This window comes from Halorussus vallis (genome assembly GCF_024138165.1).
Lineage (GTDB): Archaea > Halobacteriota > Halobacteria > Halobacteriales > Haladaptataceae > Halorussus > Halorussus vallis.
Map to the genome: position 1 here is coordinate 1,096,612 of NZ_CP100000.1, position 16,358 is coordinate 1,112,969.

Sequence of the window (16,358 nt, forward strand, 5' to 3'; positions counted from 1 at the left end):
CTGGCGGTGGACGCGAATACCGGCAAACAATTCCGGTATCGGCGTCGGCCCCGAACGGGAGTCGGTGACGGGGATGACCCCCGAACGATGGCCGTCTGAGGTTCCGGAAAGCTTCGCCTCGACTCTCGACGGACGGGGCCGACCGGTCGCGCCGCTCGCGGCCCGCGGCGGCGCGACCGGTTCGGTAGTTCGGATTTGGATTCGACGCTCAGGATTCCGAGTCGACGCTCAGACCGACCGCGTTCTCGTCGGCGTCTTCGGCTTCCGCAAACACGTAGACCACGAAGAGGTCCTCGCCGTCGTCGTCGGTGGCGGTGAACCGCACGGTTTCGCGGTCGTCGGTTTCGAACTCGTAGGTATCCGGCTGGACCACGATGTGGTCGAGTTCCGCGTCGCCTGGCGTGTAGACCGTCTGGTCGTCGGCTCCGATGGCGCTCTCGACGGTGTAGGTCAGGGTCAGCTCCTGGTCGTCGAGCGCGCCGGTGAACGTCGCTTCGTACTGGTCGACGCTTTCGAGTTCGTCGAACGTCACCTCGGCGAGCGATGGCTCCGAAGAGGCGGTCATGGACGGTGATACGGGGTCGACACACTTCACCCGAGTGGCCGTTCTCGCGGTGTCGCCGGCGCGACCACGGCTCCGCATCTTGGCGTGACTTTGTGTCGCGCCGGCAGCCGCGACTCCTGTCGCTTCTCGGTGGTGCGTGATTCGTCCGTCGAGGACCGATGTAATCGAGTGCGTCCGAGTAATTCGGTCGTCACGATCACGCGGCAACCGACATCGCCAAGGCGAGAAGACTCAAAGCGAGTCCGATTGCGGCGAACACTCGACTGTCGCGGACCGCCTTCGGCGAGGGTTCGAGCTGTTTGTTGTGGGGGTACGCGGTACTGGCCCGCGTCCGGAGGAAGAATCGCGTCGTCTCGTACGGATACAGCACGCCCGCTGCGGAGACGGCGACGAGTCCGAGACTGACGACGAAGAAGCCCCAGTCCATGGTATGCTACGAACCCTACACCTACGTAACATAAGTGTTCCCTCGCGCCGAGGAGGGCTTCGTTCGACTCGCCGACTGCGGTTCGGCGCCGGTCGCTACAACCGCTTGCTGACGTACGGGCCGTCCTGGTGGTAGCCCAGTTTGGTCCGGTAGTACTCCCGGGCGCCGATGCCCGAGATGACGCTGACCTTCTCGTACCCGGCGTCGGCCGCCATCGCCTCGGCCTTCCGGAGGAGCTTCTTGCCGTAGCCCTTGTGCTGCCAGTCGTGGGACTCGCCGCCGACTTCCACCATCGGGCCGTAAACGTGGAGTTCCCGGACCAGCGCGGCGTTTTCGAGCTCCCGCCGGACGGGGGCGCCGGGGAAGCGCAGTCGGCAGAACCCGACCAGGAGGTCCTTGTCGGGGTCCTCGTAGCTGATGAAGTGTTCGGTGCCGCCAGCGGCCTCGTAGGTCAGCACGTCGAGTTCGACGTTCTCGGGGTCCTCGTCGTTCATTCCGACTTCCCGGCACCGGATGCAGTCGCAGGTCCAGCCGTGCTCGTCCATCTTCTGGCGGGCGAGTTGGCGGAGGTTCGACTTCCAGACGCCCGCGTCGATGAAGTCGGCGGGGATGTCGCGCTGGACGCGCTGGAGTCGGGTGTACTTCGGGATCATCGACTTGATCTCGGCGACGAGTTCGGCGGCCTCCTCGTTTCTGAGGGGCTGGTACTCGTCGCGGTGCCACCAGTCGTAGGTCGCGGTGCCCCGCACCACGAGCGTCGGGTAGATCTTGAGGTAGTCGGGCTTCCACTTCTCGTCCTCAAACAGCCGGCGGAAGTCCTCGATGCACATCTCCTTGGTCATGCCGGGCTGGCCGGGCATCATGTGGAAGCCGACCTTGAACGCCGCGTCGCGCAGGCGTCGGTTGGCGTCGATGGACGCCTGGGCGCCGTGGCCCCGGTGCATCTCCCGGTTGATGCGCTCGTAGGTGGTCTGGACGCCCACCTCGACCTTTGTCCCGCCCAGATCGAGCATCCGGTCTATCTGCTCGGGGTCGCACCAGTCGGGCTTGGTTTCGAACGTCGTCCCGATGTTGCGGATGTCGCCCGTCTCGTTCTCGGCGATGACGTCTTCGAGATACCGGAACTCGTACTCGTCGAACTCTTGGGCGAAGCTCTCGCCCTCCGCGGGTTGGGGTTCGGCGTCCACGTCGTAGTCGTTCATCGCTTCGAGCGCGCGCTTGACGAACCACTCCTGGTAGTCGTGGCTCCGGGCGGTCATCGTCCCGCCCATCAGGATGAGTTCGACCTTGTCGACGGGGTGGCCGATCTCCCGAAGCTGGTGGAGCCGCAGGGTGACCTGGCCGTAGGGGTCGTAGTCGTTCTGTACCCCGCGCGCGGCGGCGGGTTCGTGGCCGGTGTAGCTCTGGGAGGAGGAGAACTCCGAGCCGGGACCGCCCGGACAGTAGAGGCACTTGCCGTGGGGACACTGGTGCGGGCTGGTCATGATGGCGACCGGCGAGACGCCCGACGCCGTCCGGACGGGCTTGCGCTGGAGCACCTCCTGGAGGTCCTCGCGGCGCTCCTCTGGCGCGTGGTCCAGCAACTCGGAATTCTTGGGAACCTTCGGCGAGGAGAACTCCGAGCAGACGTCGAGCTTCTCGCTTTCGAGGTCGTCGCGCTCCACGTCGCCCGCGAGGATGCGCTCGACGAGCTCCTCGCAGACGCGCTCGAACGCCTCGGTTTCGGTGGCGTCCGGCGTCTCGGTACTCATTACGTGCTATTTGGTTGGTTGGGGTGGATAAGGGTGTCGTCTACGGGTGCATTCTAGTTCTGGGTGGAGGTGAATGGCCGGTGAACCAGACAGCCAAGGTGGGACGTTCTACGTCTGCATCGACCCGACGGTGACCGCAGTGACCGCTTCGAAAGCCCCCGCCTGCTCCGCTCCCGCGGCTCGCTGCGCGCTTCAGTCGCTCACTGCGTTCGCTCCTTCCAGTGCTTACTTCGCCGGGGTTCGCGGAGCAGGCGGCCCCTTTCAGTCCCACCTGTCGGTTGTTCGGCAGGGCGTCTCCGGTGGTTAGTGTAGATTTACGAGACGATTCCGCGGTTAAGCGTTCACGAAAGCGCTGACTCCGGCGCCGAGCGCAAACTGCCGCCCGTCTGGTACCAGTAGGCGCCGACGACCAGCACCGTCGTGATGGCGAACGCACCCAGCACCTGCGCCCAGGTGTGGGCGTCGAGGTAAATGCGGTTCGGGACCATCACCACCGGAATCGCCAGCGTGGGCCAGAACTTCCGGTCGACGAGCGTCAGGTAGAGCGTCGGCATCAGCGCGATGGTGACGTGACCCGAGACGTTCCAGACCGGCGAGAGCGCCAGGTAGGGCAGGGACACCAGCGCGAGCGCCTCCATCCACCCGGGGACGAGTCGCCCCCAGTCGAAGTATCGCCAGAGGAGCCACGACGCGCCGGCGGCGACGAAGACGCCGCCGGCGACCAGCGCGTCGGTCTGCCAAGCGTTGCCCTTCGTGACCTGGAAGACGCCCTTCCCCGTGACGAGGACGTACGCCAGCGTCGGGGCCAGCGAGAGTAGACCCGCCCCGAGAAAGCCCGCGACCCGCCGCCAGAGCGCCGAGCGGTCGGCGTCCTGGCGCGCCCACTCGTGGTGGACGAGGACGAGCGTTCCGACGCCGAGCACCATGATCGGGTGGAAGACGTACGGGTAGTACTCCATCGCCGTATCGAGTACGCCCATAACGGCCCCGACTACGACGCCGAGCGGGAAAACGGCCGGGGCCATTTCGTCGAGAACCGTCTCGAAGAGGACACGCCGCGCCCGGTATGCGATGAGATAACATCTCGAAGAAGCTTCAACTTCCGGTGTGACAATTGTCACACCACATGGTCGGAGACGCCGACACGCCGTCCGACGACCGGCCCCCCTCTCGCGGGCGACTTCCGTGGCGAGCGCGTCTCCCGTCCCGCGCCGTCGCGACCTACTACGCCTACGTCCTCTCGCGGTCGCTCGCATTCACGATGCCCATCTACGTCGTCTTCTTCCGGTCGCGGGGACTCTCGCTCGCGCAGTTCGGCCTGCTCGAAGCGACGTACACGCTGGCGGTGCTGGGCCTGGAGTTCCCCACGGGCTACGTCGCCGACCGACTCGGCCGGCGGAACGGCCTGCTGGCGTCCAACGCGCTGAGCGCGCTCGGGGCGGTCGGCTACGCACTCGCCCACTCGTTTCCGGCGTTCCTGGCCGCGATGGTCCTCCGGGCGGCCGGCGCGACCTTCTCGTCGGGGACCTCCGCGGCGTGGCTCTACGAGGCGCTGGCCGACGACGACGAGGAAGGCGACTTCGCCCGCGTCGACGGTCGCGCCAGGGCGCTCGGCCTGGCCGGCCAGAGCGCCGCGGCAGTCGCGGGCGCGTGGGCCTACTCTGCCAGCCACCTCCTGCCGTGGGCGCTCGACGTGGCCGCGCTCGCGGCGGGCGGGGCGGTCCTGCTCGCGGTGCCCGCTCGTGAGGATGCCCCGACGGCGACGGACGACGACTCGGAGCGCCTGACGCCAGCGGAGACAGTGACGGTCGTCCGAACCGCGCTCGCACAATCCGGCCTGCGCACCTTCGTCGCCTACACCTCGCTCTTCCTGGGCGTCGTCGGGGCCGCGCTGTTGTTCGTCCAGCCGGTGAGCGTCGACGTCCTCGGCGTCGCCCCGGCGCACCTGGGCTACCTCTACGCGGGCCTGACGCTCCTGTCGGCCGCCGCCGCGGCGCTCGCGGGGCGAGTCCGCGACCGGGTCGGCGTCGACCGGTGGTTCGGGGTCGTCCCGTTCCTCGCGGCCGCGGGACTGCTCGCGGTGCTCGCGGTCCCGTGGCTCGCGCTCGCGCTGTTCTTCGTCCTCCGGGCGGCCGGGGCCGTCTCGCGGCCTCTGGCCGACCAGCGAATCAACGACGGCGTCCGGTCGCGGGGCCGAGCGACGACGCTCAGCGCAGTGTCGATGCTCCGGTCGGTCGCGGTCGCCCCGCTCAAACTGCTGGCCGGCGCCGTCGCGGCCGCCGCCCTCCCGGCGGTGCTCTCGGCGCTCGGCGCGGTGTTGCTGGTCGGCGCGGTCGGCCTGTGGCTGCGTGGGAGACTGCTCGGCGAATCGCGTTCGAACGAATGCGATTCGCCGGGCGTCGACGCTCCCGAGCGTCGATGACGGATGCGGTTCGGAACGCGACGGAGAAAGCGGAAAAGCAGAAAGAGCAGAGAACGCGGGAAGAACGGAGAGGCGAACGGCGACGAAAACCGAGTCGCTTACAGCTGATCGCCGATGGCCTCGACGACCGCGTCAAGGACGTCGTCGCGCTCGCCGCTCAGGAACTCGATGGTGCCGTTGCGGGTGCCGCGGGCGACGATGCCCGCCTCGGGGGCGTCCTCGCGGGCCTGGGCCGCGACCTCGCGGACGTCGAGGGGTTCGTCGCTCCGGATGTGGAGTTCGTCCTCGCCGGCGCCCAGCGTGACGTGGTAGTCGCCGGGGGCGTTCTTCGCGCCGAGCTTCTCGCGGTGAATCTCGTCGAGCAGCAGCGTCGTCGGCGGGAAGTCGAAGCGGTGGGTGAACGCGTCGGCGTCGAGCACGGTGAACGAGACGTCGCCGGTGCCCCGAATCGCGAGGTTCGGCTCGACCGTGTCGAGTTCAGTCTGGAGCTTCTCGCGGAACTGGCCGCTGACGTGTTCGGCGAGGTCGCGCTTCTCGTGTTCGAACAGGAGGTCGGTGATGAGTTCGCGCTTGTCCTCGTAGGACTGGTAGTAGGCCTCCAGCGCGACCGCCTCGCGGAGCGCGGTGGTGTGGTCGGCGTCGTAACCCTCCTCGTCGGCGAGTTCAGTGTACGCCTCGGGGGTGTCCTCCCAGTAACTCACCGCGGGCAGGTGGCTCAGTTCCTCGCGCACGTCGGGGTTGACGTGGGCCGCGAGGTTCGCACCGAGGACACCGGTCGTGACGTCGGTGCCGTCGGCGTCGGCGAGGAAGGGGTTGACCGCCACGTCGACGAGGTCGGCGGCCGCGTCGTCGGGGTACTGGTGGTCGACGACCACGCGGGGCGCGTCGTAGATGTCGAGCAGTTCGAGGCCGTCCTCGGATTCGGCGGTGCTGCCGGCGTCGACGACCACGAACAGCGGAAGCTTCTCGTCGTGGCGCTCGCGGTTGTCGAGCATCTGGGTCGCGTCCTTCGTCGCGTCGCCCATGTCGTAGTGGCCGTCTTCGAGCGGGCGGCGGTCGAAGAAGTGGTACTCGGCGTCGCTCTTGGCGTGCTCGTCGCGCACGAGCGGCAGGACGGCGCGCTCGATGGCCGCGCCGGCGACGTAGCCGTCTGCGGTGGCGTTGTGGCGGACGATGACCGGGCGCGACTCCATGACTGCCCGCCGGACGGCCTCGGCGGCGTCGCGAATCTGCTCGTGGACCGCGTTCACGGCGTCGTGGTCGGCCAGCAGGTCGACGTCGTCGGGACGGGCCTCGGCGCGGAGCGCGTCTTCGAGGCGCTGTTCGACGGTTTCGCGCTCGTCGCCGTCGAGTTTCTCCAGGTCTTCGGTTTCGACCTGAAGTTCGTTGTTGCGGAGTTCGACCTCACCGTCGAGGCGGACGAAGTCGCCCGTCTCGGCCTCGGGGTAGGCGCGAACGCCCGCCTCCACGAACGCCGCACAGTCGACGGTCGCGGTTTCGTCGCGGACCTCGAAGATGGTCGGCCCGCTGGTCTGGCGCGCGCCGACGATTTCGCCCTCGATTCGGACGTCCTCGCCCACGCGGTCGCCGAGCGTCTCGATCTGGACGCGCTCCAGTTCGCGGTCCGAATCGGCGTCGGCGTCCGACGCCGATTCGGTCCCGGACGAGGACGAGGATGACGAGGACGACGAAGACGACGAGGACGACGAAGACGACGAGGACTGGGACCGCGTCGACTGAGAGCCTCCGGCGCTTGCGCCGGCGCCGGCCCCGTCGGTCGTGGCCTGCTGGTTCTCGTCCTGCTGGTTCTCGTTGGTGCGGTCAGTTTCGTCCTCCTCCGTCTCCTCGGGGAGGACGGCCCCGCGCTCGGGGTCGTCGACGAGTTTGCCGCGGAACTCGCGTTCGGACTGGCGAATCGACCAGCCGAGGTCGACGTTGCCGTTGTTCTGTACGTCGGTCACCTGGACGAACACCTCGTCGCCCTCGTCCCAGTCGAGACTGTCGAGGCGGCGGTCGAGTTCGCTCTCGTGGAGCAGACCCGTCACGTGGTCGCCGATGTTGACGAAGACGCCGAAGTCGGCGAAGCCGTCGACGGTGCCGCGGTAGTATCGACCGGATGTGAGTTGATTCGGTGAATTGCCGGTGAACTCGAAGAGGACGTCCTGCTCGTGGCTTTGACAGATAGCCCCGTCGGCAGGCGTCCCGCAGATTATACACGAACCCATCTTATACGCGGGAGAAATAGCCCCGGCCTAAAACTGTTGTCGAAACTGGCGCGTCGGTCTATCGCCCGCGGTGGGCGTCGGACGTTCGCCTGTGGTGGCAGTCACGGGCGAACGACCGGCGACCGTCAGTCTCCCGCTTGCGGGGGTACGCCGACCGCTTGCGGGGGTACGCCGACCGCTCGCGGGAGTACGCCGACCGCTCGCGGGAGTACGCCGACCGCTCGCCGCGGCCCGCCGACTAATCCCCTTCGTAGGCTTCGACCCCCGGCAGGTCCGCGACGCCCTCGTGTTCGCCGACGAACTCGGCGTCGGCGACCGCCCGCCGGAAGTCCTCGACGCTGGAGTACTCCCGGGTCGTCAGCACGCGGCCGTCTTCGACCGCGAAGACGATTTCGTCGGTGCCGTCGTCGTGTCGGTAGTGGTCGGCCTTCGTCGGCTCCGTTGCCATACCGAAATGGGGGACGCCGAGGTCCTTCAAGCTTGAGTCGGTAGGTGTCACCTATCCCGAGTCGAAACGGCTCGAAACCGAACAGCGGTCACTCGAAGACGGGGCTGTCGTCCTCAAGCGCCTCGATGTCGGCGGCGATCTCCCGGACCTGCTCGGGAAAGAGCGCGACCTGGACCTCGTTGCCTTCGTCGTCCTCGCAGACGATTTTGACGCGCTTGTCGCCGAACTCCCTGGCCTCGGCGGTTTCGACGTCGAACAGTTTCGCTGTGGCGGTCTTGTTCGCGGGACCGACGTTCTTGATGGCGCCGTCCTTGAGTTCGACCATGAAGTCCTCGACGATGAGATTGAGCATGCGGGGGTAGCTTTGCGGGGTACGGTAATATAGGTGGGACTTCGGGGGTGCGGGGCGATTTCGAATGAGATTGGCCGTGTTCGCTTGCCTCGTACCGCCGGGAACAGCGTGACTGCAACCGTCTCGAAAGCCCCCGACCGCTCGCGGTCGCTCAGCGACATATCCGGGTCGGGCCTACGGCCCTCCCCGAACAGGGGTCGCTGAGACGACCACGGCCTTCGGCCGCGAGCGGGCGGCCCCTTTCAGTCCCACCTTGCCAGTAGGTTCGCCGAGTACTTTCGGAGGAAAATCGCACCGAGCGCTTCCAGAAAAACAGTCAGCCGAGCACGGCCGGCAGTTCGAGTCCGTATTCGGCCCCGAGTGTCGCGAGCGCCGCGAATCCGCGGAAGGCGTAGCCGAACACCAGCGCGGCCGGAATCGCGCCGGCGAGTAGCGCACGTATCGGGGAGGTGTCGTGGACGATTCGCAGGCCGCCGAGGAACAGCACCGCGCCGTAGACGGCGCAGGCGGCCCGAATCCAGGGACTCGGGATTCCGGCGAACACGCACGGGGCGGTGGCGTAAGCGATGACCTGCACCGTCTCGCTGATGCCGGCGCGCTCGCGGACGAACGGCATCAGCAGGAGCGTCTGGACCGCGGCGGTCAGGTGGAGCACCGCGGGGGCGACGAACAGCGCCGCCAGCAGGAGTCCGAACACCGCCGCGAGCGTCGGGTGGGTCCCGAGCGTCGGCGCGGCACCGTCGACCAGCGCGAACCGCGTGGCCTCCTCTAGCAGGACGACGACCACGGCGAAGACCAGGCCGGGGGCCTGGTCGCCGGGCGCGACGCCGCGCTCGAAGAACCGGCGGGGGTTGACCAGCACTTCCGCCCACGCGCGGGCGAGGCCGGCGGGGCCGCGCTCGCGTCCGCCCGTGGGGTTCTCGACCCACTGCGTCACGGCTAGACTAATCGGTTCGGAGGGTATGACAGTTCCGACATCGCGCCTCGTAGGACTCCTCGGCGCCGACCACGATGGTCGGGTCCTCGGCGTGGGCGGGTTCGCCGTCGACGAGTCGCTGGTTGCGGGTCGCGGGTTCGCCGCACTGCGCGCAGATGGCCTGGTACTTGTCGACGTACTCGGCGAGCGACACCAGCCGAGGCACCGGTTCGAACGGTTCGCCCCGGAACGTCTGGTCGGTGCCCGAGACGATGACCCGGCGGTCGTCGTCGGCGAGGTGTTCGCAGACGCCCACCAGTTCGTCGGTGAAGAAGTTGGCCTCGTCGACGGCGACGACCTGCTCGCCGTTCAGGACATCGGGGATGTCCCAGACGCCCGTCTCGGGGTCGACGACCGTCGCCTCCCACTGGCGGCCGTTGTGCGACCCGACGGTGTCCTCGCCGTAGCGGTCGTCGAGGGCGGGCTTGAACACCGCGACCTCCTGGCCGGCGATCTCGGCCCGGCGAAGCCGCCGGAGGAGTTCCTCGGTCTTGCCCGAGAACATACAGCCGGTGATGACCTCGACCCACCCGCTGTTGGTTATCTTGTGCATGTCCGTTGGCGCTCACACGAGGGTCAAAAGGATTGCCGATTTGCGCGGCCGGATGGCCGACAGGGCGACGGACTCGGCGTCGCCGACAGGGCGACGGTACTATCGTCGCTAACGGGGCGACGGTTTCAGTGTCGCTAACGGGGAGACGGGCTCGGCGTCGCGGCCGTTTAGCCGCGACGCCGAGTAGCGCGAAACCGCCTCACGCCACCGTCGGCGACGGCCCGTCGCGGTCCAGTATCTTCTCGACTATCTCGTCGAAGTTAGGTGCCTCTCGGTCGTCTCGCGGTTCGTCCGATGGATAGTGCGGTACTACCGGCACGGTCGCTCACCCCTTCGGTAGACGGTAACCGTCTCGACCGAAAAATCGTTTACTATCTCTTTCGTTATGGGATGGCCGCGAACCGCCGGCCGCGCCATCTCCTCGGGTACGTCGACGCGCTACTCCACCGCGCCGACGTTCTCCTCGCTCTCGGGCGTCGGAGGACACGGTTTGATGTAGGCGTAGTCGACGATCTCCGTGCCGAGTTCGGCCACCCGCATCTCCAGTCGCTCGTCGGTGAACCGGCCGTCCCGGACCGAACTGTGCGAGCGCGGGACCGCCGCCTGGTGGGGGAGCACCCAGGCGTCGAGGGCGCGACAGACTGACCGGAGGTGTTCGAGCGCCGTGATGGGGAAGTTGCCGCCCGAAACCGCGAGCAGGCCGACCGTCTTGTGTTCGAACTCGTCGAAACCGCAGTAGTCGAGCGCGGTCTTCAGCACCGACGAGTACGACCCGTGGTACATCGGGGTCCCGAGCAGGACGGCGTCGGCCTCGCGGATCTCGCGGGTGAACTCGGCCGCGTCGCCCGCTTCAGCGTCGTCGACGTCGGGGTCGAACGCCGGCAGGTCGTAGTCCCGGAGGTCGAGCAGTTCCGCGTCGCCGCCCGCGGCCTCGACGGCCTCCAGGGCGCGGTCCAGCGCGGCCCGCGTGACGCTCTCGTCGCGGAGGCTTCCGGATACCGCCGCGACCTGCGGCGGCCCCGAGCGCGATTCGTCGAGCGGTGATGGGTTCGACATACGCCCTAGTCGGGTCCGAACCGCAAATATAGCTTCGACCGGTCGAGCGGTCGGCCCTCGCCGCGACGCGGCGAGAGGCCGACTCGGGGCGGCCGACCCGGCCCGGCCAACTCGGGGCGGCCAATCCGGAGCGACCGACGCGGCGCCGGTACGAACTCGCCCGCGGCAGTCTCGCTACTCCTCCCAGTTGTACAGCGCGTCCAAGAACATATCGCGGACATCGTCCTCGGTCACCGGCCTGGGATTGGTGCGCAGGAGGCGCTGCTGGGTTTCGACCGTCTGTTTCGCGAGCCAGTCGACGTCGTCTTCGCCGACGTCCGCCAACTCGGCCAGGCCGCTCGGCAGGACGTTCAGGTCGCGCTGTAGTTGGACGTACTGCGCTTTGAGCGCGTCGGCCGCCGCGCGGTCGGTCATCCCCGCAGTGTCCACGCCGAACGTCTCCGCGAGGTCGGCGAACCGCGGCGGGTCGCTCGCGGCGTTGTAGTCGATGGTGCTCGCAGGCGTGAGCACCGCGATGGTCTCGCCGTGCTTCGTGTGGTAGCGGTTGCCGACCGGGTAGGCCATCGCGTGACAGAGGCTGGCGCCCGCCGTGAGGCCCGCGATGGCCCCGAACAGCGCGCCCTGGAGCATGTTCTCGCGGGCTTCGAGGTCGTCGCCGTTGTGGACCGCCCGCCGGACGTTCGAGGAGAGCAGTTCGATGGCCTTCTCCGAGAATATCTCCGTCAGCGGCGTCCGACCGGCGTACACCGGTCGCTCGGCGGGGTCGGCCGCCCGGAGCAGCGAGTCGTATTCGTGGGTGGTGTAGCCCTCGATGGCGTGGCCGAGCGCGTCCATCGCGGTCTTCGCGGTGAGGTCGGCGGGCAGCGTCGTCGTCAGCGTCGGGTCGAGCACCGCGGCGTCGGCCCGGAGGTGGTTGCTGGAGATGCCCTCCTTCGTCTGCTTCTCCGGCACCGAGAGGATGGCGACCGGCGATATCTCCGCGCCGGTCCCCGCGGTGGTCGGGACCAGCACCAGCGGTTCGCCAGACGTTTCGAGCGGTCGGCCCGCGCCGGTCGGTTCGGCGACGTAGTCGAGCGGTCCGCCGCCGTTGGCGACGACCGCCCGCGTCACCTTCGCGGTGTCCATGCAACTGCCGCCGCCCAGGCCGACGTAGAAGTCGTAGCCCGCCTCTCCCGCCTCGTCGCGGACGAACGCGATGCAGTCCTCGGCGGCCTCGACCGACGGTTCGCGCTCGGAGTCGTCGTAGACGTCGACGGCGAACCCGGCGTCCGCGAGGTGGCTCTCGACCCGGCCGGCGTGACCGAGGTCGACGAGGTTCCGGTCGGTCACGACGAGGCCGCGGTCGTCGTCGTCGACGCCCAGGTCCCGCAACTGGAAGGCGAGTTCGTCGGTCGCGTTCCGGCCGAATCGAATCTCGGGCAACCGGACGTTCCAGACGGTTTCGGGTTCGAGTTCGCGGGTCGACGAGGAAACCGAGCGGTCGTAGCTCATCGACGACCACCGGTCCAAGCACGGTCGGACGTCGTTCCCACACCCACTGTGCTATCGAGTAGCAGACTAACCATGGCGGGTACTCGGTACACACCAACATCAACGTTCCGAGAGTGTCGGAATTATTTCATCTGGTCAGCGCCGGAGTCGCGCGACGGTCTCACCGTCGCGCTCCTCGACGTCGACCAGGCCGTCGTCGTCAAGGTCCGAGAGGAGGCCTTCGAGCCACTCGCGGCCGTGGGTTCCCTCCGGAGCGTAGTCCACCCGAATCCGGGGGCCGAGCTTCGACAGCGGGAGTTCGTCGTACTCCTTCAGCGTCGAGACGACGCGACCGCGGAACTGCCGCCTGCTCCCCTCGAAACTCGGCTGGGTGGGCACGTCCGGCGCGGTGAAGTCGCCGGTTTCGTAGGCGTGGCACCACTCGCGCCACGGACAGCCCGCGGCGTCGCACTTCGGCGACTTCTCGCAGGCCACGCCGCCGAGTTCCATCACGGCGTTGTTCCAGACCCGAGACTCGCCCTCGGGCATCATCTCGGCGGCCGCCGCCTCGAACGCCGCGTCGTCGTCGGGGACGTCGAACGCACGGTGGAGCACGCGCTTGACGTTGGTGTCGACCACGGCGTCGCCGGCGTTGAACGCGAAGGAGGCGACGGCGTTGGCGGTGTAGGGACCGACGCCCATCAGCTCCTGGAGTTCGTCCGGCGTCTCGGGGAACTCACCGCCGTACTCGGTTTCGACCTGCTTGGCGGCCTCGTGGAGGTACTTCGCGCGGTTGTTGTAGCCGAGGCTGTGGTCGGTCCAGAAGCCGACGACGTCAGCGCGGTCCGCCGCCGCCAGGTCGGCGACGGTCGGCCAGCGTTCGAGGAACGCGTTCCAGGCCTCGACCACCCGGCCGAGTTGGGTCTGCTGGCTCATCACCTCCGAGACGAGGATCTCGTAGGCGTCGTCGGTCTCGCGCCACGGGAACGGCCGGTGGTCGTCCTCGTACCACGAGACGAGGGCGTCCCGGACGTCGGGGAGGTCTGCGGGGAGCGAGTACTCTGACTCGGCGTCGCTCATCGCCCGGAGGTAAGAACGAGACGGGTAAAGGGACCGCGGTTCGGACCGCCCGGTTCGCGACTCGCGTTATCGCTCGACTCGGTCAGCCGAGCGCGCGCTCCCGGACCAGTCGGGCCGCCTCGCCGTCGTCGTCTTCGAGGTCTGCTTCGACGAGCCGGTACGTGTCCCTGCCGAGCGCGGCGTTCGCAGGACACCGGCCCATCAGCCCGGTCACGGTGAGTATCGCGCCGACGGCGGCCGCCAGCGCCATGAGGCCCGGCCGGAGCCGAATCCGCCCGCGGAGTGACAACACCGCGACGAACAGCAGTATCGGCCCGAGCGTGATTCTGATTCCCTCGTCGAGTCCGCCGACGTTCCGTTTCATGCGTGGCCTCCCATGGTCTCCTCCGGACCACGAGACGACGCCGCAACACTTGAACGTGGGTGGCGCCGTGGGACGGGTTCGACGCCGCCCGCCGGCCCGGGACAAACGGTGAGGCGAACCCCGCACGTTTATCGGGTGGCCTGCGAATCCACGGGCGATGAGTAGTCTCGCCCGCTCGGCGTTCCTGGTCGGCGTCACGCTCGTCGTCGCCGCGTCCGCACTGGCGATGTTCGGCGTCTTCGGACTGTTCGTCCTCGGCGCGGTGCTGACCGTCGGCGGCGGCGTCGCCTCGGCGGTCGAGTACCTCGGTAGCGACGATAACTACAGAGTCGAGTGTCCCGATTGCGGGGCCGACAACTGGGCCGAACGAACCCGTTGTCGGGAGTGCGACGGGCGACTACCCTGACCTCCGCTTTCGGGACGGCGGCCGCGACTGCCGGTTGCGGCCGCCGTCCCGAAAGCGGTTTCCCGCCCGCGCCCGACCACCCGGGCATGAGTCTGGACGACCTTCGCGACGACGTCGAGCGGGAGTACTCGGACCTCGGCGAGGAACTTTCGGTGTCGCTCGACCGCCAAACCAGAAACGAACTGGCGATACTGAACGCCGCGTTCGGGCCGGACGGTACCGACGAGACGGTCCGCCGGGCGATACACACGCTCTTTCAGGCGACCGTCGAGAGAGGAAACCTCGACTTCCACCTCCGGAGTTCCTACGACGTAACCTACGACGAGTTCCTCTCGGGGATGACCTACGAGGAGATGACCGGCGGCCAACAGTTCCCCCAGCAGCGACAAGACGACGACCGCCGATACCAGTTCTAAGCGTCGTTCGGTGGAGTCCCGGCGACCGGGCACGGAAAACGAAGAGAGTCCGGCAGGTCGCGTGACGCCGGCGGCCGGCGTCACGCGACCGGCGACGGGCGCTCAGTCGCCGCCCGCGTTGACCCGCTTTATCATCTCGATGGCCGAGGACGTGCCTTTGCTCTCGTCCTTCGCGTCCCGTTTCCGGTCGGTTCGCCGGCCCTCGGACGCGGAGTCGGTCGAGTCTCCGTCGACCGATTCCGCGGGGCCGTCCCGACACGACTCGCACCGCGTCTCGTCCTCGTGGATGTAGTAGCGTTCGCCGCAGTCGCCGCACTTCCGGTAGGTGTAGCCGTCGATGTCCATTACCCACCCCCGAAGAGCGGTTCGCCGAGTATCTTCTGGTATCCGATTCGCGGGAGCGCGGTCGGGGTTCTACGACTCGGGCGCTCCGCCGCGACCGAAGGACAACGCACAAACCCCGCGCCTGCGAAGACGGCGGTAACGTCACCCGTTCAGATGACACGCTACGAGGGCGTCCACGCCCATCCCGACGGCGACAGCACCGTCGCGCGCATGGCCGCCACCGCCGCCGACCAGGGGTACGACGGCGTGGTGGTGCGCAACCACAGCGGCGCGACCGCCGAGTACAATGCCGAACGCGTCGCCGAGGCCTACGACGTGGACGTGGTCGACGCCATCGAGATTCGGGCCGACGACCCCCAGCAGGCGAGCGGGCACGTCGGCAACTACCGGCCCAAGTGCACCCTGCTGGTGCTCCACGGCGGGACGAACGAGCTGAACCGCTTCGCGGTCGAGCAGGAGCGAATCGACGTGCTGGCCCACCCGATGCGGGGCCGCGGGGACTTCAACCACGTGCTGGCGAAGGCGGCGGCCGAGAACGGCGTGCGGGTGGAGTTCAACCTCGCGCGGGTGCTCCGGAACGACGGCGGCCCCCGGGTCCAGGCGCTCTCGGACCTCCGAAAGCTCCGCGAAATCGTCGAGCAGTACGACGCGCCGTTCGTCGTCAGCGGCGACCCCCGAAGTCATCTCGAACTGCGCGCACCGCGGGAACTGACGGCGGTCGGGGAGGCCATCGGGTTCGAACCGGACCGGATTCGGGAGGGCCTGGCCGAGTGGGGTCGACTCGCCGAGCGCAACCGCGAACGCGCCTCCGACGATTTCATAGCGCCGGGGGTCAAACGCGGCAAGTATGAAGAAGACGCTTGACGAGCACGCTTCTCGCTTCGACGACATCGCCGGCGAGTACGACGACACCCAGAACGACACCGACGAGTACCGCGCGAGCGTCTCGCTGGTGGTCGAGCATGCAAATCCCGGCCCCGAGGACACCGTCGTCGACCTCGGCACCGGGACGGGCGCCATCGCGCTGGCGCTCGCCGAGGACGCCGGAACCGTCGTCGGTCGGGACATCAGCGAGGGAATGATGGACCGCGCACGCGAGAAGGCGGCCGAGCAGGGCTTCGAGAACGTCGAGTTCGGCGAGGGTCGCTTCCGGGACCCCGGCGTCGAGAGCGCCGACGTCGTCGTCTCGAACTTCGCCATGCACCACCTGAGCGACGAAGAGAAGGTCGAAGCCATCGAAGCCATCGCCGAACTCGGCCCGCGGAAGTTCGTGCTCGGCGACGTGATGTTCTTCGGGACGCCCGACCCCGACGAACCGTTCTACAGCCCCGAGGTCGACGACCCCTCGACGGTGGGCCACCTGGCCGACGCGCTGACCGACGCCGGGTTCGCGCTGACGGCGGTCGAGCGCGTCCACGAGCAGGTCGGCGTGCTGGTGGCCGAACGCGGCGAAGAGTAGTACGGTCGGAACGTCGGCGAGGACCGGTCGCCGCGCGGTCCGC

General features: G+C 68.2%; 19 protein-coding genes. 5 read left to right on the top strand and 14 right to left on the bottom strand.

Features of this window, described 5'->3' with window-relative positions; genetic code table 11:
- Window positions 1-208: 208 nt before the first annotated feature.
- The 4 genes from NGM07_RS05680 to NGM07_RS05695 all read right to left on the bottom strand — a co-directional run bounded on the left by NGM07_RS05680 (window position 209) and on the right by NGM07_RS05695 (window position 3,723).
- Window positions 209-565, bottom strand: coding sequence for a hypothetical protein (locus NGM07_RS05680; protein WP_253518198.1), 357 nt, complete (start codon window positions 563-565; stop codon window positions 209-211).
- A gap of 196 nt (window positions 566-761) precedes the next feature.
- Window positions 762-992, bottom strand: coding sequence for a hypothetical protein (locus NGM07_RS05685; protein ID WP_253518201.1), 231 nt, complete (start codon window positions 990-992; stop codon window positions 762-764).
- 95 nt (window positions 993-1,087) lie between these two features.
- Window positions 1,088-2,743, bottom strand: a complete 1,656-nt coding sequence (locus NGM07_RS05690; protein ID WP_253518203.1) for a tRNA uridine(34) 5-carboxymethylaminomethyl modification radical SAM/GNAT enzyme Elp3 — start codon at window positions 2,741-2,743, stop codon at window positions 1,088-1,090.
- Between the two features lie 341 nt (window positions 2,744-3,084).
- Complete coding sequence (locus NGM07_RS05695) at window positions 3,085-3,723, bottom strand: phosphoesterase (protein ID WP_253518206.1); 639 nt, start codon at window positions 3,721-3,723, stop codon at window positions 3,085-3,087.
- A 146-nt stretch (window positions 3,724-3,869) separates the two neighbouring features.
- Here NGM07_RS05695 and NGM07_RS05700 point away from each other — a divergent pair, with 146 nt between their 5' ends.
- Window positions 3,870-5,165, top strand: coding sequence for an MFS transporter (locus tag NGM07_RS05700; RefSeq protein WP_253518209.1), 1,296 nt, complete (start codon window positions 3,870-3,872; stop codon window positions 5,163-5,165).
- A gap of 98 nt (window positions 5,166-5,263) precedes the next feature.
- Here NGM07_RS05700 and NGM07_RS05705 read toward each other — a convergent pair whose 3' ends face one another.
- The 9 genes from NGM07_RS05705 to NGM07_RS05745 all read right to left on the bottom strand — a co-directional run bounded on the left by NGM07_RS05705 (window position 5,264) and on the right by NGM07_RS05745 (window position 13,689).
- Window positions 5,264-7,390: a DHH family phosphoesterase gene (locus NGM07_RS05705; RefSeq protein WP_253518212.1), complete on the bottom strand. Its 2,127-nt coding sequence runs from the start codon at window positions 7,388-7,390 to the stop codon at window positions 5,264-5,266.
- Between the two features lie 238 nt (window positions 7,391-7,628).
- On the bottom strand, window positions 7,629-7,838 hold the full coding sequence (locus tag NGM07_RS05710; RefSeq protein WP_253518215.1) for a hypothetical protein: 210 nt from the start codon (window positions 7,836-7,838) through the stop codon (window positions 7,629-7,631).
- Window positions 7,839-7,926: 88 nt separating this feature from the next.
- Window positions 7,927-8,190, bottom strand: a complete 264-nt coding sequence (locus tag NGM07_RS05715) for a hypothetical protein (protein ID WP_253518218.1) — start codon at window positions 8,188-8,190, stop codon at window positions 7,927-7,929.
- 316 nt (window positions 8,191-8,506) lie between these two features.
- The gene (locus NGM07_RS05720) at window positions 8,507-9,127 is read right to left on the bottom strand and encodes a YIP1 family protein (RefSeq protein ID WP_253518220.1); all 621 of its coding nucleotides are present in this window, start codon (window positions 9,125-9,127) and stop codon (window positions 8,507-8,509) included.
- A gap of 7 nt (window positions 9,128-9,134) precedes the next feature.
- Window positions 9,135-9,719, bottom strand: a complete 585-nt coding sequence (locus NGM07_RS05725) for a thymidine kinase (protein WP_253518222.1) — start codon at window positions 9,717-9,719, stop codon at window positions 9,135-9,137.
- 438 nt (window positions 9,720-10,157) lie between these two features.
- Window positions 10,158-10,775 carry an NADPH-dependent FMN reductase gene (locus NGM07_RS05730; RefSeq protein WP_253518224.1) on the bottom strand — a complete coding sequence of 206 codons (618 nt, stop codon included), beginning with the start codon at window positions 10,773-10,775 and terminating at the stop codon, window positions 10,158-10,160.
- Between the two features lie 174 nt (window positions 10,776-10,949).
- Entirely contained in the window at window positions 10,950-12,266 is a 1,317-nt protein-coding gene (locus NGM07_RS05735; RefSeq protein ID WP_253518227.1) for a hydroxyacid-oxoacid transhydrogenase, read from the bottom strand.
- Between the two features lie 135 nt (window positions 12,267-12,401).
- On the bottom strand, window positions 12,402-13,325 hold the full coding sequence (locus NGM07_RS05740) for an HhH-GPD family protein (RefSeq protein WP_253518229.1): 924 nt from the start codon (window positions 13,323-13,325) through the stop codon (window positions 12,402-12,404).
- A gap of 82 nt (window positions 13,326-13,407) precedes the next feature.
- Entirely contained in the window at window positions 13,408-13,689 is a 282-nt protein-coding gene (locus tag NGM07_RS05745; protein WP_253518232.1) for a YgaP family membrane protein, read from the bottom strand.
- Window positions 13,690-13,846: 157 nt separating this feature from the next.
- Here NGM07_RS05745 and NGM07_RS05750 point away from each other — a divergent pair, with 157 nt between their 5' ends.
- Both NGM07_RS05750 and NGM07_RS05755 read left to right on the top strand, forming a co-directional pair.
- Window positions 13,847-14,095: a hypothetical protein gene (locus NGM07_RS05750; protein ID WP_253518234.1), complete on the top strand. Its 249-nt coding sequence runs from the start codon at window positions 13,847-13,849 to the stop codon at window positions 14,093-14,095.
- Window positions 14,096-14,181: 86 nt separating this feature from the next.
- Window positions 14,182-14,511, top strand: a complete 330-nt coding sequence (locus NGM07_RS05755) for a ribbon-helix-helix protein (RefSeq protein WP_253518236.1) — start codon at window positions 14,182-14,184, stop codon at window positions 14,509-14,511.
- A 102-nt stretch (window positions 14,512-14,613) separates the two neighbouring features.
- On the opposite strand, the gene NGM07_RS05760 is transcribed toward NGM07_RS05755, so the two are convergent.
- Window positions 14,614-14,856, bottom strand: a complete 243-nt coding sequence (locus NGM07_RS05760; protein ID WP_253518238.1) for a hypothetical protein — start codon at window positions 14,854-14,856, stop codon at window positions 14,614-14,616.
- A gap of 153 nt (window positions 14,857-15,009) precedes the next feature.
- Between NGM07_RS05760 and NGM07_RS05765 the strand changes: the two genes are divergently transcribed.
- Together NGM07_RS05765 and NGM07_RS05770 are read left to right on the top strand one after the other, a co-directional pair.
- Entirely contained in the window at window positions 15,010-15,720 is a 711-nt protein-coding gene (locus tag NGM07_RS05765; protein ID WP_253518240.1) for an RNase P subunit p30 family protein, read from the top strand.
- The gene (locus NGM07_RS05770; RefSeq protein WP_253518241.1) at window positions 15,704-16,315 is read left to right on the top strand and encodes a class I SAM-dependent methyltransferase; all 612 of its coding nucleotides are present in this window, start codon (window positions 15,704-15,706) and stop codon (window positions 16,313-16,315) included. Before NGM07_RS05765 ends, NGM07_RS05770 begins: the two co-directional genes overlap by 17 nt.
- Window positions 16,316-16,358 lie beyond the last annotated feature (43 nt).

Coding starts and splice junctions, on each gene's coding strand:
- NGM07_RS05735 (WP_253518227.1), bottom strand. CDS start 12,266: ATGAGCTACGACCGCTCGGTTTCCTCGTCGACCCGCGAACTCGAACCC.
- NGM07_RS05745 (WP_253518232.1), bottom strand. CDS start 13,689: ATGAAACGGAACGTCGGCGGACTCGACGAGGGAATCAGAATCACGCTC.
- NGM07_RS05705 (WP_253518212.1), bottom strand. CDS start 7,390: ATGGGTTCGTGTATAATCTGCGGGACGCCTGCCGACGGGGCTATCTGT.
- NGM07_RS05740 (WP_253518229.1), bottom strand. CDS start 13,325: ATGAGCGACGCCGAGTCAGAGTACTCGCTCCCCGCAGACCTCCCCGAC.
- NGM07_RS05770 (WP_253518241.1), top strand. CDS start 15,704: ATGAAGAAGACGCTTGACGAGCACGCTTCTCGCTTCGACGACATCGCC.
- NGM07_RS05710 (WP_253518215.1), bottom strand. CDS start 7,838: ATGGCAACGGAGCCGACGAAGGCCGACCACTACCGACACGACGACGGC.
- NGM07_RS05690 (WP_253518203.1), bottom strand. CDS start 2,743: ATGAGTACCGAGACGCCGGACGCCACCGAAACCGAGGCGTTCGAGCGC.
- NGM07_RS05725 (WP_253518222.1), bottom strand. CDS start 9,719: ATGCACAAGATAACCAACAGCGGGTGGGTCGAGGTCATCACCGGCTGT.
- NGM07_RS05680 (WP_253518198.1), bottom strand. CDS start 565: ATGACCGCCTCTTCGGAGCCATCGCTCGCCGAGGTGACGTTCGACGAA.
- NGM07_RS05755 (WP_253518236.1), top strand. CDS start 14,182: ATGAGTCTGGACGACCTTCGCGACGACGTCGAGCGGGAGTACTCGGAC.
- NGM07_RS05695 (WP_253518206.1), bottom strand. CDS start 3,723: ATGGGCGTACTCGATACGGCGATGGAGTACTACCCGTACGTCTTCCAC.
- NGM07_RS05715 (WP_253518218.1), bottom strand. CDS start 8,190: ATGCTCAATCTCATCGTCGAGGACTTCATGGTCGAACTCAAGGACGGC.
- NGM07_RS05685 (WP_253518201.1), bottom strand. CDS start 992: ATGGACTGGGGCTTCTTCGTCGTCAGTCTCGGACTCGTCGCCGTCTCC.
- NGM07_RS05700 (WP_253518209.1), top strand. CDS start 3,870: ATGGTCGGAGACGCCGACACGCCGTCCGACGACCGGCCCCCCTCTCGC.
- NGM07_RS05760 (WP_253518238.1), bottom strand. CDS start 14,856: ATGGACATCGACGGCTACACCTACCGGAAGTGCGGCGACTGCGGCGAA.
- NGM07_RS05730 (WP_253518224.1), bottom strand. CDS start 10,775: ATGTCGAACCCATCACCGCTCGACGAATCGCGCTCGGGGCCGCCGCAG.
- NGM07_RS05765 (WP_253518240.1), top strand. CDS start 15,010: ATGACACGCTACGAGGGCGTCCACGCCCATCCCGACGGCGACAGCACC.
- NGM07_RS05750 (WP_253518234.1), top strand. CDS start 13,847: ATGAGTAGTCTCGCCCGCTCGGCGTTCCTGGTCGGCGTCACGCTCGTC.